This window comes from Streptomyces sp. NPDC059850 (genome assembly GCF_042731515.1).
Classification (GTDB): Bacteria; Actinomycetota; Actinomycetes; order Streptomycetales; family Streptomycetaceae; genus Streptomyces.
The window spans coordinates 1-14,273 of sequence record NZ_JBHWJI010000104.1; the positions used below are offsets into that span (position 1 = coordinate 1).

A 14,273-nucleotide genomic window follows, 5' to 3' on the forward strand; every position below is an offset into this window, starting at 1 on the left:
GCAGTCGTCAGACGCGCACGCCGCGTCAAGCCACCCACCGCAAGGTAGGGCGGAATCTCCTTCCTGAGCTTGCGAAGGGAGGAGAGCGCTTCAAGAACACGCCCACCGCATCCTCAGCCAGGTTGACACCGCCCTCACCGAAGCCCAGGCCGGACCGCGCCCGCTCCGGGTCGGCTTCGCCTGGGCAGCCCTCGGCCGCCACACCGTGCCGCTGCTGCGCGGCTGGCACGACGCACACCCGGACACCCCGCTGCGCGGCCACCGCCGCGACGACCCGGAGGCCGCGCTGCGGCGAGGCGAGGTCGACGTGGCGTTCCTACGGACCGAACCCCCGGCCGACAGCGGCCTGCGGGCCCTGCCCCTCTACCGCGAACGCCGCCTGGCCGCCGTCCCGGACGGCGACGCCCTCACCCGCCTCCCCGCCCTGCGGTTGGCCGACCTCGCCACCCGCTCGGTCGCCCTGTGCGGCACGGCCGCCACGACGACGGACGGCCTCTGGCCGCGCGGCCAGCGCCCACGGACCTTCGAGGTGGCGAACGTCGACGAATGGCTGACGGCCATCGCGACCGGTGAAGCGGTGGGCGTCACCGCCGAGGGCACGGAACACAGCCACCCGCACCCGGGCGTGACGTACCTCCCGGTCGCCGACGCCCCGCCGCTCACCGTCTACTTGGTCCGGCCCGTTGTCGCTACGCACGCCGCCGTCGGCGCGCTCTACGACTATGTGCGCGCCGTGTGCGTGACGAACGCGGACCAGGTGGTGGGGGAGAAGGCGAGCTGAGGGCCCTGCTTGTCCTTGGAGTCCCGGACGTGGACGGTGTTCTCCGGGCAGGTGGCGACCTCTACGCACTCGTCGCCGTCGCCACCGCTGTAGCTGCTCTTGAACCAGGTCAACTCACTGCTCATAGCGCTCCTTGGATCTCCTTCAGCAGGCTCACGGAGTCCTCAGTGGAAAGAGCCTGTGACCGCAGTTTCGCATAGCGCATCTGGAGAACGCTGACGTCTTTACGGTCACAGATCAGCAAACCGTTACGCTGACCTTCCGAGTAACCGAACCACTCGTTATCCGGGGTCTCCAGCAGCCGGATAGGGCCTTCCAGTCCAGCGTGTTCCTCCTGCACCAGCGGCATGATCTGCAGTTCGACGTTCCGAAGCGCCGCGTGCTCCAGCAGATGCTCGATGAGTTCGCGAGCGACGTCCACCCCTCCAGTGCGGCGCCGGAGCAGGGCTTCTTCGATGATGAAGCTGAACGCCGTGTTCGGCCTCCCTTGAGTAGGCGTTGACGATCCTGGCGGGCGCCGAGCTGAGTTTCGATCTGCTCATCGGCCAGAGGCGGCACCCTGTTGTGGAACACCGCCTTGGCATACGCATCTGTCTGCAGCAGTCCCGGGACCGCCCGACACTCGTACATGCAGATGCTGATCGCCGTCTCCTCCAGCGTGGCCCACTGGTTGAACCACGCCGCCAGGCCCGGCTTCCGCACCAAGTGCTTCGACGCTGCCCGCAGACACCCGAACGCATCCAGCAGCTCTTCCGCCCGCTCCACGTACTCCCGCTGCGGGTAGCGTCGCCCCTGCTCGATCGAGGCCAGGGTCTGGACCGAGTACCGGAGCAACGGGGCCAGTTGCTCCTGGGTGTAGCCCGCGCGTTCTCGGAAGACCTTGACGACCGCCCCGAACGTCTTGAGGCTGTCCGAGGACTTCGGTGTGTTGTTGCTGCTGCCCGTGTTGTCCGCCATCGCGGCCACCTCCGGTGGTGCCATCCGTACTGAACCTGACTATCGGCCCAACTCAGCCATGGTCACGGTCCGTTACTCGTACAGTCCACCACTCGTACTCGTACAGTGACCCAGCGTACGAGAAGCCGATCTGGTCCGGTCATACGCCGAGCCGGAACGGTGACGCCATGTCAATCCCAGCACACCCACGAACGAATTCCGACCAGTTCACCACCCGCTTCAGTTCGACCCGCCGTGGCGCCCGCCTCGCCCGGCTTCTGGTGCTTCAGCAACTCGACCATTGGGGCTTCCCGTACCGCAGCGAGCCGTCCGATCTCGTCGCCGCGATCGTGGCCGAACTCGCCGCCAACGCCGTCACTCACGGCCGCGTGCCCGGCCGGGACTTCGAGGTAAGCCTCGCCCGCACCACCACCACGCTTCGCGTCGAGGTGGCGGACACCCGTACCGAGGGACGGCCGCCGGTCGAGGACACCCCGGCCGCACCCCCGCCCGACTCCGAGACCGGCCGTGGCCTGCTGCTGGTCGCGGGCCTCGCCGCGCGCTGGGGCGTGGCGGAACGTCAGGGTCCGGGCAAGACGGTCTGGGCCGAGATCGACCTCACCGGCGGTCGAACTTGATCGGATAGGACACCGTGGAGCGCGGCACCGGCTTCTTGGTGCCCTTCTTCGCGTCGTCCTTCTCGAAGTGAACGGGGTACCGCCCCGTCTGATGCGGCTTGGGTGACTTGTCGTTGCTGTTGTCGGCGTCGCTGTCGCCCTGGCCGTTGATCCACAGAACCCCCACCACGACCACACCAAGCATGATCATCTGGTTCTTCCTGTCCGCCACCGACTCCCCCTCGGTCCGCAGAACCCGCCACCCCCCGCCGCCCATCATGGTGGCACCACCGCACCGGCACCGACCAGGGCTATAAGTCGGATCGTCGCTGCAGGACGGTTCGCGTCGCTTGTCTGAGTGCGGCGACGGTCGGCTTGTCGCGATTCTTGGGCAGCCAGGTGAGGGCAGTCTGCCACGGTTCGAGGTCGACAACATCGACGTACGCGACGCCGGAGCGCGGGTAGAGCCAGCGGGCGCTCTCCGGGGGGAGCTGAATCCCCTTTCCCATGGCGATCAGAGCCAGCGCGCTCTCGTAGTCGGTCACCGTGTGGGGGCTGTAGCGCACGGCGGTGCCGTCGGGGCGGGGGTCGACCGACCAGAAGTCCCGCCACACCGCGGGGATGTCCGGACTCAAGCCGAGGTGCACGTGATCGGCGAGGTCGGAGAGTCGCAGCGGTCCTGCGGATGCCAGGGGGTCGCTGCTGGACATCACCGCACACCGCGCACCGCTGGCCAGGGCGCAGGTCTGGATGCCCTCGGGGACGGGGAGGAAGACGAACGACGCGTCCACATCGCCGCGGAGGATCGCCGTCGCGGAGTCGAAGCCGGTCCGCAGGACCTGAACGTCCACGTCCGGTATGAGCCGATGGAGTTCGTTCATGATGGCGGGTATGGGGTCCATGGAGGTGACGGCCTCGAAGGAGCCGATCACCATCCGCCCGGCGGCGGTGTGATGCCGGGCCGAGGTGCGTAGCCGCTCGGCCGCGTCCACGACCTCACGGACCCGGGGCAGCAGAGCCCGTCCGACGTCGGTGAGTTCCGTCCTGCGCGTGGTGCGGTCCACCAGCTCCGCCCCCAACTGACGCTCCAGCGCCCGGATGTGGCGCGAGAACGTCGGCTGGGCCAGGTAGGCCCGCCGTGCCGCGTGGCCGAAGTGCAACTCCTCGGCCAGTAAGAGGAAAAGCCGCAGCTGGCGTATGCCCGGGTAGCCCGTGCCCCTCGTCTCCGCCATAGCCGTCACGCTATCAATCCGGCCCGGACGCGCATGGTGCTCGCCTTCCCCGACCAGCCCGGGCGACGGACGATGTTCACACCGCAATCGACAGCACGACGGGGAATGCAGTGCCTCTTTACGTACGGCTCAGGCGACACGGCGCGGTAGCGGCAGCGATGGTGCTGCTCCCTCTCTCCGCCGCCGAATCGGCTTCTGCGGCACCACAGCAGCCGGAGCCCCGACCCTCCGCCGCCGCTGAGGCGACGGCACACGTACCGCCACAGGGCACTCATCCACCGGGCGAGCCCGACCCGAAGTTCATCGAGGAGTGCGAGGCCGACCCGGAGGCGCAAAGCCTCAAGGGCAGGGTCTACCACCGCGGGGTGTGGTGCCAGACCACCGAGGTCGAACTGCCCACCGCACAGGGGACGGCCACCCTTGACATCACGGCGGCCGCCTACGCCGACCCCGCCGCGCGCCGGGTACGGGTCTTCTACCGGGTCAACGACTGGAACACGGACATCGTGAACTTGCCGTGGATCAATGGCGCCAGAACCTTGCGGATGCGCCTGAACTGCGACAACCAATGCGGCGTCATCGGTAACGACGAAGCTGACAAGTCCAAGGCCCTGGCGGACTGGAGGGTCGATGAGGACATCCCCGTCCCCCAGCCCAAGTGGGCCCGCTGGGACATCACCTCTCCCGATGCCGGTGCCGGACCGGAGCGCATGCTCCGGCACCTGTGGCAGTTCCAGGGCACCCTCGAAGGGCAGCCGGGGCTGAGCGACGACCACCAGTTCGGCCTCCCCGAGCACGCCGTCCGCTGCGACTCGGCGGGTCTGGCCCCGGGGTACGGCAACTGGACGCCCAAGGCCTGCATCAACGACGACGTGCTGCCCTTCCTCACCTACAAGAAGAGCGACCCTTTGGTGGGGGAGGTCGCCCACCACATCGACTTCGCCCTCAACAAGCCACGCGAGACCTTCCCGAACTTCGGCTCGGCGAAGTCGATCCCCGGCAAATACACCGGCAGCAAGGACAGCCCCGGCCTGCACCGCGTCGCCGCGGACTCGGAAGTGGCCGATGCCAACCGGCGGGTGAAGGATGCCATCCGTGACCGCCGGGGCGAGTGGAACGGCCCCGACGACCTGCCGCCCAAGGATGTGCCCGAGATGGAGGCCGACGAGTACCCCTTCGCGACCACCGAAGAGGGGCTGTCCCGGGCCCGTGCCGAGGACGGCATCCTGGACGGCTCTGTGGGCTGGGTCCACGGCAATCAGAACGGCACCGCCGGCAACAGGCTCCAGGAGTTCTACCGCACCGACCGCATCCTCTTCGGAGGCAAGGACGAGTTCTGGGTCGACATCGCGCCCTGACCTTGCACTTCGAGCGGAGTGGCCGCGAAAACCCGTTGGCGGACCACGGCGGCCACTGTTACTTTTCCGGAGGCCGTGCGAGAGACCGAGGAGGTGGTACCCGTGAACGTATCGACATGGGTGCTCCCCTGCGGGGTCACGGTCGGGCGATAGGCAGGTCGTCCGGGAGCGCCGTTCACGCGCACTCCCGAAAGGCACGACCATGCGATTCACTTCTGAGCAACGCCTCGACGACGGCGTCCTCGAACGCGCATTCACCCTCGGCGAGATCCCCGGCATCCTGTGGACGCCCGGATCCGCGTCCGCATCCGCACCGGCGCCGCTGATCCTGCTCGGACACCCCGGCGGACTGCACACGATGTACCCCCGACTGGTGGCCCGGGCGCGGCACTCCGCGGCGGAGGGCTTCGCCACGGCCACCATCGAGCTACCCGGAAGCGGTGACCGTCCCCGTTCCGCCGCCGCTGAGCAGGCCCGCGCCGACCTGCACCGGGCGCTGGAGGCCGGTGAGCCGGTCGACGAGGAGATCGTGGACCGGCTCGTCCTCCCGCTGGTCGACAAGGCGGTCCCGGAATGGCAGGCCGCCCTGGACGCCCTCCTGTCGCTGCCCGGGATCGGCGGCCCGGTCGGGTACTCGGGAGGAGTGATCTCCATCGGGATCCGGCTGGCGGTGGTCGAGCCGCGCATCGCGGCCGCCGTCCTGTTCGCCGGGAGTTTCGTGCCGCGCGCCCTGTTCGAGGAGGCCCGGCAGGTCACTATTCCGCTGCATGTCCTGCTGCAGTGGGACGACGAAGGGAATGACCGGCAGCGGGCCCTGGACCTGTTCGATGCCTTCGGCTCCGGGGAGAAGACGCTGAACGCCAACATGGGCGGGCACACCGGAGTCCCGCAGTCCGCGGGGGACGCCGCGGCCCGGTTCTTCACCCGGCATCTGAGCTAGCCGCCTCAACTGCCCTGATCGCGGCGCTGGTTGGCCATGAAGCGCGCCTTCTTCTGACGATTCCCGCAGGTGTTCATGTCGCACCACTTGCGGGTGCGGCTCTGGCTGGTGTCGAAGAAGGCGGCTTGGCAGGTCGGCGAGGCGCACAGGGCCAGCTTTCCGTCTCGTTCGCCCGCGATGACGCTGATCGCGTCGGCGGCGATCACGCCGAGGGCGTCTTCCACGCGGGACGCCGAGCTGAGCGCCCATCGCCGCTTGCCCTCGGGCGTCAGGACCGCTGCCGCCCGGCCCTGGGCGCTGCGGTCATTGATGACGTGGACGGCAGGCGCGGGGAGGGGGTCGTGGATCGCGACCGCTGTCGCGGCGGCGTGGATCGACTCCCTCAGCTCCCGGGCGAGGTCGAGCTGGGCATCGGTGCAGGAGTCCACGGCGAGGTCGTACACCGCCAGCCAGTCGGCGAGCCGCTGCGGCGTGGGGATGCGCTCCACGGCGTCGCCATGACGCTCCGAGAGGGTCCCCGTGAAGCTGGTCGCGAGCACGCTGCCGAGGCGGAAGTCAGGGAATCCAGCACGCATGGAACCACCTTAGACGGTTGCGGCGTGGCTCGGAGAACTGCTAGAACCGTCTTAGCCGGTTCCGTAATGCACTAGGAGCGTCTCATGTCCCCTCTGACCAGCGGCGTGCAAGCATTCGAAGCCCACGCGACGGACGCTGATCTTGACGATCTGCGTGCGCGATTGGCCGCCGCGCGGCTGCCGGAGGCCGAGACGGTCTATCGGGCCGCGCCCGACCCTCGCCGATGGGACCAGGGCGTTCCGCTCGCCGACCTCGCCGATGTCGTGGACTACTGGCGCACCGGGTACGACTGGCGGTCGTTCGAAGAGCGCCTCAACGGCATCGGCCAGTTCCGCACGACCATCGATGGTCTGGGAATCCACTTCCTGCACCGCCGGTCCGCGCGCGCGGATGCCACGCCGCTGCTCGTGACGCACGGCTGGCCGGGCAGCATCGCCGAGTTCATCGACGTAATAGACGAGCTGGCGGACCCGAAAGACGCGGACGCGCCGGCGTTCCACGTGGTGGCCCCGTCGCTGCCCGGCTTCGGCTACAGCGACAAACCGGCCACCACCGGGTGGGGAACCGAAAAGATCGCGGCCGCGTGGGTGGAGCTGATGGGCAGGCTCGGCTACGGCCAGTTCGTGGCCCAGGGCGGCGACTGGGGCGGGAACATCACCACGGTTCTCGGTGGCAGGTTCCCGGCCCACGTGCTCGGCATCCACACCACGTTCGCGGAGGGCCCGCCCGGGCTGACGACGGACGGGCTGACGGCGGTCGAGCGCCAGTGGGCCGAGGACACCCGCGACTTCTGGCACCACCGCGCGGCCTACGCGAAGCAGCAGGCGACCCGGCCGCAGACCATCGGCTACTCGCTCGTCGACTCACCGGTCGGGCTGCTCGCCTGGATCCTCGACAAGTTCGCCGAGTGGTCGGACACCGAAGACAGCCCGTTCGAGACGATCTCCCGGGACCGCATCCTCGACAACGTCACCCTGTATTGGCTGACCCGGACCGGCGCGTCGGCGGCCCGCATCTACTACGAAAGTCACGCCTCCCTGGACCCCGAACTCCGGGTCGACGTCCCGTCGGCGATCACCATGTACCCCCGCGACATCGAGAAGTGCCCCCGCCCCTGGGCGCAGGAGCGGTACCGGCGGATCGTCCGATGGAGGGCGCCCGAGAGCGGCGGACACTTCCCGTCGCTGGAGGTCCCCGAGTACTTCGTCAACGACGTACAAGACGGCCTGGCGGCAGTGCTGGCCGCTCATCGGTGACGAGGGAGCGGAGGCTCAGGCTCAGCTCTTGCGCTTGAACTGGTTCGTGGGAATGTCGACCGTGCTGCCGTCCGTCAAGCGGAGGGTGATGGTCTCGCCGTAGGCGTAGTCGTCACGGGATGCATAGGTGTCGCCCTTGGGGCGGGTCAGCAGGGTGCACTTCCCGAGGAACGGGTCGATGATCAGGTAGCTCGGGACGCCGAATCGTGCGTACTGCCGCACCTTGACCTCGGGCGCGGAGGCGATCTCGATAGCGGCCAGAGCATCCTCGTACGAGTAGGGCTCGGCGGTGCCCTCTTCCAGGATCGTCACATCCGGCACTCGCGGGGGCTCCCCGGGGAACTGGATCAGCACGTCGGACAGCAGGCGGGACTTGTCGATCCCGGCCGTCATCGCGGCCATCTGGACGTCGAGGATGGTCCAGCTCTGGACATCGCCGCGTGGGCCGGGGTCGGCGCGGAGCCCCTTACTTTGAGGCACTCCGCGTCCACCTCACCTCGATGGGAACCCGCTTACCGCTGTGTCTGGATGGTGGCGTCCGAAGCGAGTGTCGCTCATGCCAGGTCGTGTATCAGAGGATACTTTCCCTCGCGAGCCACGCATTACCGACGCTGCTTGCCCGTATTTGTCGGGATTCGGCTCCCGGCTCCCGGGGGCGGGGTGGTCGCGGATTGCTGTTGCCCGTACGTGCCACCAGGTTGCAGGGCATTTACGTGCGCCGCCATTTGTCGGGGGAGCGGAGTCTGGGTCTGGGCCGGAAGTACCTGCCCGGACGTCCTGACGGGCTGTGAGGCAGACGCCCCTGCCTCCCTCCGGTAGCGTGCACGCGCCTCATCCACAGCCTCCGCTGTCGGGAATTTCTCCAATGCGCGCTTTGCCACCACGGCGGCACTTTCCGCCGGAGTGGTGTCTGGAATTTTGCCAGAATTGTCTACGGTGATGTTCCCCTTGGAGGATAGTGTATGGATTTCCCGAGCTCCCGCGAAGCTGTCTGATCTATGGGCGAGATCCGCCCCTCGGTTGAGGGGCTCTTTTAGCCAAGCGAGATGAACCGGGAAAGGGTGATTCCCGGGTCTTGTTGATATGTGCCTGGGTGTCAGTACCTGATTTGCGTATAGGAGGCCCATGTCTTCTGCGCGCGCGATATCTCTCTCTTTTGTGTGCTTCGGGGTGTCCAGCGGCGTTTCGGGGGAAATGCGAAAGAGGCCTGGATGTGGTGCGATCTTCGACTCGCCGACCGCAGGCGCGACTTCTTCGATGTGGATTCCGCAGTCCAGTGTCGCCCACGCTTCTGCTGGTCTCATGTATTTTAGCGCGTCCGCGTCCGCGTGTGCAGCACGCATATTATTTATTCGATCGATTTCCGCCATCGCCCACTCGGGCTCGGGGTTTTTTAGGGCCTGGTTTGCATCTTTTTTTAGTTCGGCCGGTGCGTATCCATATGGTGCTCTGCCGTCACGGTAGAATTCGCGCCTGTGGTCGGCGAGTCGAAGGTCCTCGCCGGTTGTCCATTCTCTGCGTTGGTCATAACTCAGTGAATTCGGATGGATGTGCCAGCCGGTCAATCCCAAATCTCTGACAGTAATTCCCATCTTTTGTAGTGTGTCTGTTGTCACTATTCCGGCCCCGGGGCTGCCGGGATCGAGAAAGTTGTGAAGTAGATCTCCGATCGGTACATTCTGTTGCGCCTCGACGGTATGTGAGCCCCACTTAGTGCTCATTGGTGCGGCTTTTACATTCACCAGCACGCCGCGGTCCGGCAGCGATGCCACGCGGTCTGGGCCTTGCTGGAGCCAGGTAATGTACGCGGCCGCGATCGTGGCGTCATCGTATGTACGAGGGGTGTGGTCATCTGGATTTGGCACGATATCCTCCGCGTGAATCGAAATAGAAGGCTGCTTCCCCGCGTCGCCTACCACGCGAGCAGGATCCAGACGGTTCACCCGCCCTCCGATGCTGTCGATGCCGGCGCCCTCGGGGGCCACAGTCCGGGCTGGCTCATGGAACGAGGTGACCTCGGTCCCGGCCAGGGGCGGGCTTGTGGGGGCCGCTCAACCACGGCTTCTCTCAGAGGCTTGGCCGCAGCTCAGCTCTTGCGCTTGAACTCGTTCGTGGGAATGTCGACTGAGCTGTCATCCGCCAAACGGAGGGTGATGGTCTCGCCGTAGGTGTACTCGTCGCGGGACGCGTAGCTGTCGCCCTTGGGGCGGGTCAGCAGGGTGCACTTCCCGAGGAAGGGGTCGATGATCAAGTAGCTCGGGACGCCGAATCGTGCGTACTGCTGCACCTTGACCTCATAGTCGTTGCCGTCGTTCTTCGCGGAGACGATCTCGACAGCGGCCAGGATGTCCTCGTACGAGTAGGGCTCGGCGGCGCCCTCTTCCAGGATTGTCACATCCGGTACTCGCGGGGGTTCCCCGGGGAACTGGATCAGCACGTCGGACAGCAGGCGGGACTTGTCGATCCCGGCCGTCATCGCGGCCATCTGGACGTCGAGGATGGTCCAGCTCTGGATGCTGCTCTGCGGCGTCATGACGATGTGGCCCCCCACGACCTCGATCTTGAAGCCCTCGAACTGGGCCGCAGCGCGCTCAGCCGCCTGCCAGAGGATGTCGTCTTGCACGCTCACGCTGGTTACCTCCCCTGTTGGGCACCTGTTAGCGGCATCGTAACGCCGCCCACTGACAGCCGCCGGGGGCCGCGTTGACGAAACATACGGGCCAGTGCATACTTATGCCAGTCAGTGCATGGACCGTAAGGAGAAACCCGTGACCGAGCGCGTCGTACTCGCCTATTCGGGCGGCCTGGACACCTCCGTCGCCATCGGCTGGATCGCCGAGGAGACGGGCGCCGAGGTCATCGCCGTTGCCGTGGATGTCGGCCAGGGCGGCGAGGACCTGGACGTCATCCGCAAGCGCGCGCTCGCCTGTGGGGCGGTCGAGGCGGAGGTCGCGGACGCCAAGGATGAGTTCGCCGATGAGTACTGCCTCCCGGCGATCAAGGCTAACGCGCTGTACATGGACCGCTACCCGCTGGTCTCGGCGCTCTCCCGGCCCACCATCGTCAAGCACCTCGTCGCCGCCGCCCGCAAGCACGGCGCCACGACCGTCGCCCACGGCTGCACCGGCAAGGGCAACGACCAGGTGCGGTTCGAGGCGGGCATCTCCTCCCTCGCGCCCGACCTGAAGTGCATCGCCCCGGTCCGGGACTACGCGATGACGCGGGACAAGGCCATCGCCTTCTGCGAGGCGAAGAGCCTGCCGATCGCGACCACCAAGAAGTCGCCGTACTCGATCGACCAGAACGTCTTCGGGCGGGCCGTCGAGACCGGCTTCCTGGAGGACATCTGGAACGCGCCGATCGAGGACGTGTACGAGTACACCTCGAACCCGGCCACCCAGCGGGACGCCGACGAGGTCATCATCAGCTTCAAGGCGGGCGTCCCGGTGGCCATCGACGGCCAGCCCGTGACCGTCCTGCAGGCCATCCAGCAGCTCAACGAGCGGGCCGGGGCGCAGGGCATCGGGCGGATCGACATGGTCGAGGACCGGCTCGTCGGCATCAAGTCGCGGGAGATCTACGAGGCTCCCGGCGCCATCGCGCTGATCACCGCGCACCAGGAGCTGGAGAGCGTCACCGTCGAGCGTGAGCTGGCCCGCTACAAGCGGCAGGTCGAGCAGCGGTGGAGCGAGCTGGTCTACGACGGTCTGTGGTTCTCGCCGCTCAAGCGCGCGCTGGACGGCTTCATCGCCGAGGCGAACGAGCACGTCACCGGTGAGATCCGGATGACCCTGCACGGCGGTCGGCCGGTCGTCACCGGCCGGAAGTCGGAGCAGTCGCTGTACGACTTCAACCTCGCGACGTACGACACGGGCGACACGTTCGACCAGTCGCTGTCGAAGGGCTTCATCGAGCTGTTCGGGATGTCCAGCAAGATCGCGGCGAAGCGCGACCTGGAGCAGTAACCTCCGCAGTTAGACGTCATACACCGCCTTCCCGCCATACGGTGGGGAGGCGGTCGTACACCCACAGCCTTCACCCCCAGCTTTCACCCACAGCCTTGAGGAGCAACAGCGTGAGCAACGGCAACAGCGGCGACGTCCGGCTCTGGGGCGGCCGCTTCGCCGACGGGCCCGCCGAGGCACTGGAGAAGCTCAGCGCCTCCGTGCACTTCGACTGGCGCCTGGCGCCGTACGACATCGCCGGTTCCCGTGCCCACGCCCGGGTGCTCCACGCGGCCGACCTGCTGACCGCCGACGAGCTGGAGCGGATGCTCGCCGGGCTCGACCGGCTGGAGGCCGACGTCGCCTCCGGCGACTTCACCGGCACCATCGCCGACGAGGACGTGCACACCGCGCTGGAGCGCGGGCTGCTGGAGCGGCTGGGCCCCGACCTCGGCGGCAAGCTGCGGGCCGGGCGGTCCCGGAACGACCAGATCGCCACCCTCTTCCGGATGTACCTGCGCGACCACGCCCGGATCCTCGGCGCTCTGATCGCCGACCTCCAGGAGGCCCTGGTCGGGCTCGCCGAGGCGCACCCGGACGTCGCGATGCCCGGCCGCACCCACCTCCAGCACGCCCAGCCGGTGCTCTTCGCCCACCACGTCCTCGCCCACGTCCAGGCGATGTCGCGGAACGCGGAGCGGCTGCGGCAGTGGGACGAGCGGACGGCCGTCTCGCCGTACGGATCGGGCGCGCTGGCCGGGTCCTCGCTGGGCCTCGACCCGCAGGCCGTCGCCGCCGACCTGGGCTTCGAGCACGGCTCGGTCGCCAACTCGCTCGACGGCACGGCGGCCCGCGACTTCGCCGCCGAGTTCGGCTTCATCACCGCGATGATCGGCATCGATCTGTCGCGGATCGCGGAGGAGGTCATCATCTGGAACACGAAGGAGTTCTCCTTCGTGACCCTCCACGACGCCTTCTCCACCGGCTCGTCGATCATGCCGCAGAAGAAGAACCCGGACATTGCGGAGCTGGCGCGCGGCAAGTCCGGGCGTCTCATCGGCAACCTGACCGGGCTGCTCGCCACGCTGAAGGCCCTGCCGCTCGCGTACAACCGCGACCTGCAGGAGGACAAGGAGCCGGTCTTCGACTCCTGCGACCAGCTGGAGATCCTGCTTCCGGCCTTCACCGGGATGATGGCGACGCTGACGGTCAACCGCGAGCGGATGGAGGAGCTGGCCCCGGCCGGGTTCTCGCTGGCGACCGACATCGCGGAGTGGCTGGTCCGGCAGGGCGTGCCGTTCCGGGTGGCGCACGAGGTCGCTGGCGCGTGCGTGAAGGAGTGCGAGCTGACGGGGATCGAGCTGGATCAGCTCACCGATGAGCAGTTCGCGAAGATCTCTCCGCATCTGACGCCCGAGGTGCGGGGTGTGCTGAACGTACCGGGTGCGCTGGCTTCGCGCAGCGGGCGCGGCGGTACGGCTCCCTCTGCCGTGGCCGCGCAGCTGGCCGAGGTCAAGACAGACCTCGCGGCGCAGCGGGCGTGGGCGGACGCGAAGCGCTGATGTCCGCCTCCTCTCTCGCTGACGCTGCCGCCGCCACGCCGGTGTCCCGGATCGGGCTCGGCCTGGCGGCGGTCGGCCGCCCCGGCTACATCAACCTCGGCCGGGAGCGGGACCTTCCGGCGGACCGCAGCGTTGACGCCATGCGGCGTCGTTCGCACGAGCTGCTGGACGCCGCGTACGCGGCGGGGGTGCGCTACCTGGACGCGGCGCGTTCGTATGGGCTGGCCGAGGAGTTCCTGGCCGACTGGCTGCGCGCCAGGCCCGATGCGGCACGCGAGGTCGTGATCGGCAGTAAGTGGGGGTACACCTACGTGGCCGACTGGCGTATGGACGCCGACGCGCACGAGGTCAAGGACCACTCTGTCGCCACGTACGACCGCCAGCGGTCGGAAACCCGTGCCCTCCTCGGAGACCACCTGAACCTCTACCAGATCCACTCCGTCACCCCCGAGTCCCCAGCCCTTACCGACCCCGCCCTCCACGCCCGACTGGCGTCGCTGGCGGCGGAGGGCGTGACGGTCGGTATCTCCACCAGTGGTCCGGCGCAGGCTGACGCGATTCGCGCGGCGCTGGAGGTGGAGGCCGATGGCCGTCCGCTGTTCCGTACGGTGCAGAGCACGTACAACCTGCTGGAGCCGTCGGCGGGGCGCGCGCTGGAGGAGGCGCATGCGGCGGGGCGGACGGTGATCGTCAAGGAAGCGATGGCGAATGGCCGCCTGGCCGGGGCCGAGGCGCTTCGGCAGGCCGCCTCGCAGACGGGCGCCACCCCGGACGCGATCGCCCTGGCGGCGGTCCTACGCCACCCCTGGGTGACGGTGGCCCTGTCGGGCGCGGCGACGCTGCCCCAGCTGACGTCGAACCTGTCCGCGACAGGCGTCCCCCTCCCGCCCCTCCCAGACCTGGCGGAACCCCCAGAAACCTACTGGCGAACGCGCTCGTCCCTCCCCTGGTCCTGACCAGCCCCCACCCCGCCCCTCCCACGGCCTCGCCCGCATGATCCTGGGCATCGAGGACCAGGCGCGGCGGAACGGCCATGTAGTGGCCATCGCCGTGCTCGACCCCGCCGACTCG

Annotated in this window: 14 protein-coding genes and 1 pseudogene; 8 read left to right on the forward strand and 7 right to left on the reverse strand. The window is 68.0% G+C overall.

Features of this window, described 5'->3' with window-relative positions; translation table 11 throughout:
* Window positions 1–205: 205 nt before the first annotated feature.
* The gene (locus ACFV9T_RS41380) at window positions 206–781 is read left to right on the forward strand and encodes a substrate-binding domain-containing protein (protein WP_385448735.1); all 576 of its coding nucleotides are present in this window, start codon (window positions 206–208) and stop codon (window positions 779–781) included.
* Here ACFV9T_RS41380 and ACFV9T_RS41385 read toward each other — a convergent pair.
* A complete protein-coding gene (locus ACFV9T_RS41385; RefSeq protein ID WP_385448738.1) occupies window positions 721–906 on the reverse strand; it encodes a DUF397 domain-containing protein in 186 nt (61 codons plus the stop codon). The two genes, ACFV9T_RS41380 and ACFV9T_RS41385, sit on opposite strands and share 61 nt — an antisense overlap.
* Window positions 903–1,738: pseudogene (locus ACFV9T_RS41390) on the reverse strand (Scr1 family TA system antitoxin-like transcriptional regulator). Before ACFV9T_RS41390 ends, ACFV9T_RS41385 begins: the two are co-directional and overlap by 4 nt.
* Before the next feature lie 167 nt (window positions 1,739–1,905).
* Here ACFV9T_RS41390 and ACFV9T_RS41395 point away from each other — a divergent pair.
* Window positions 1,906–2,355, forward strand: a complete 450-nt coding sequence (locus ACFV9T_RS41395; protein ID WP_385448740.1) for an ATP-binding protein — start codon at window positions 1,906–1,908, stop codon at window positions 2,353–2,355.
* On the opposite strand, the gene ACFV9T_RS41400 is transcribed toward ACFV9T_RS41395, so the two are convergent.
* Window positions 2,336–2,566 (reverse strand): hypothetical protein, encoded by a 231-nt coding sequence (locus ACFV9T_RS41400; RefSeq protein ID WP_385448742.1) that lies wholly within the window; start codon window positions 2,564–2,566, stop codon window positions 2,336–2,338. The two genes, ACFV9T_RS41395 and ACFV9T_RS41400, sit on opposite strands and share 20 nt — an antisense overlap.
* A gap of 79 nt (window positions 2,567–2,645) precedes the next feature.
* Complete coding sequence (locus ACFV9T_RS41405) at window positions 2,646–3,566, reverse strand: LysR family transcriptional regulator (protein WP_385448743.1); 921 nt, start codon at window positions 3,564–3,566, stop codon at window positions 2,646–2,648.
* 158 nt (window positions 3,567–3,724) lie between these two features.
* Between ACFV9T_RS41405 and ACFV9T_RS41410 the strand changes: the two genes are divergently transcribed.
* Window positions 3,725–4,924 (forward strand): hypothetical protein, encoded by a 1,200-nt coding sequence (locus tag ACFV9T_RS41410; RefSeq protein ID WP_385448746.1) that lies wholly within the window; start codon window positions 3,725–3,727, stop codon window positions 4,922–4,924.
* A gap of 202 nt (window positions 4,925–5,126) precedes the next feature.
* Entirely contained in the window at window positions 5,127–5,864 is a 738-nt protein-coding gene (locus ACFV9T_RS41415) for a dienelactone hydrolase family protein (protein ID WP_385448749.1), read from the forward strand.
* Window positions 5,865–5,869: 5 nt separating this feature from the next.
* Here ACFV9T_RS41415 and ACFV9T_RS41420 read toward each other — a convergent pair whose 3' ends face one another.
* Window positions 5,870–6,439, reverse strand: coding sequence for a CGNR zinc finger domain-containing protein (locus ACFV9T_RS41420; protein WP_385448751.1), 570 nt, complete (start codon window positions 6,437–6,439; stop codon window positions 5,870–5,872).
* Window positions 6,440–6,523: 84 nt separating this feature from the next.
* On the opposite strand from ACFV9T_RS41420, the gene ACFV9T_RS41425 reads away from it, so the two are divergent.
* Window positions 6,524–7,696 carry an epoxide hydrolase family protein gene (locus ACFV9T_RS41425; RefSeq protein WP_385448753.1) on the forward strand — a complete coding sequence of 391 codons (1,173 nt, stop codon included), beginning with the start codon at window positions 6,524–6,526 and terminating at the stop codon, window positions 7,694–7,696.
* A 21-nt stretch (window positions 7,697–7,717) separates the two neighbouring features.
* Here ACFV9T_RS41425 and ACFV9T_RS41430 read toward each other — a convergent pair whose 3' ends face one another.
* Both ACFV9T_RS41430 and ACFV9T_RS41435 read right to left on the reverse strand, forming a co-directional pair.
* Window positions 7,718–8,176 (reverse strand): Uma2 family endonuclease, encoded by a 459-nt coding sequence (locus ACFV9T_RS41430; protein WP_385448756.1) that lies wholly within the window; start codon window positions 8,174–8,176, stop codon window positions 7,718–7,720.
* A gap of 1,606 nt (window positions 8,177–9,782) precedes the next feature.
* Window positions 9,783–10,325: a Uma2 family endonuclease gene (locus ACFV9T_RS41435; RefSeq protein WP_385448759.1), complete on the reverse strand. Its 543-nt coding sequence runs from the start codon at window positions 10,323–10,325 to the stop codon at window positions 9,783–9,785.
* Between the two features lie 139 nt (window positions 10,326–10,464).
* Here ACFV9T_RS41435 and ACFV9T_RS41440 point away from each other — a divergent pair, with 139 nt between their 5' ends.
* The 3 genes from ACFV9T_RS41440 (at window position 10,465) to ACFV9T_RS41450 (ending at window position 14,158) form a co-directional block, all read left to right on the forward strand.
* Window positions 10,465–11,661, forward strand: coding sequence for an argininosuccinate synthase (locus ACFV9T_RS41440; RefSeq protein WP_385448762.1), 1,197 nt, complete (start codon window positions 10,465–10,467; stop codon window positions 11,659–11,661).
* A gap of 110 nt (window positions 11,662–11,771) precedes the next feature.
* Window positions 11,772–13,202, forward strand: coding sequence for an argininosuccinate lyase (gene argH / locus ACFV9T_RS41445; protein ID WP_385448764.1), 1,431 nt, complete (start codon window positions 11,772–11,774; stop codon window positions 13,200–13,202).
* Window positions 13,202–14,158, forward strand: a complete 957-nt coding sequence (locus ACFV9T_RS41450; protein WP_385448766.1) for an aldo/keto reductase — start codon at window positions 13,202–13,204, stop codon at window positions 14,156–14,158. Before argH ends, ACFV9T_RS41450 begins: the two co-directional genes overlap by 1 nt.
* Window positions 14,159–14,273: the final 115 nt, after the last annotated feature.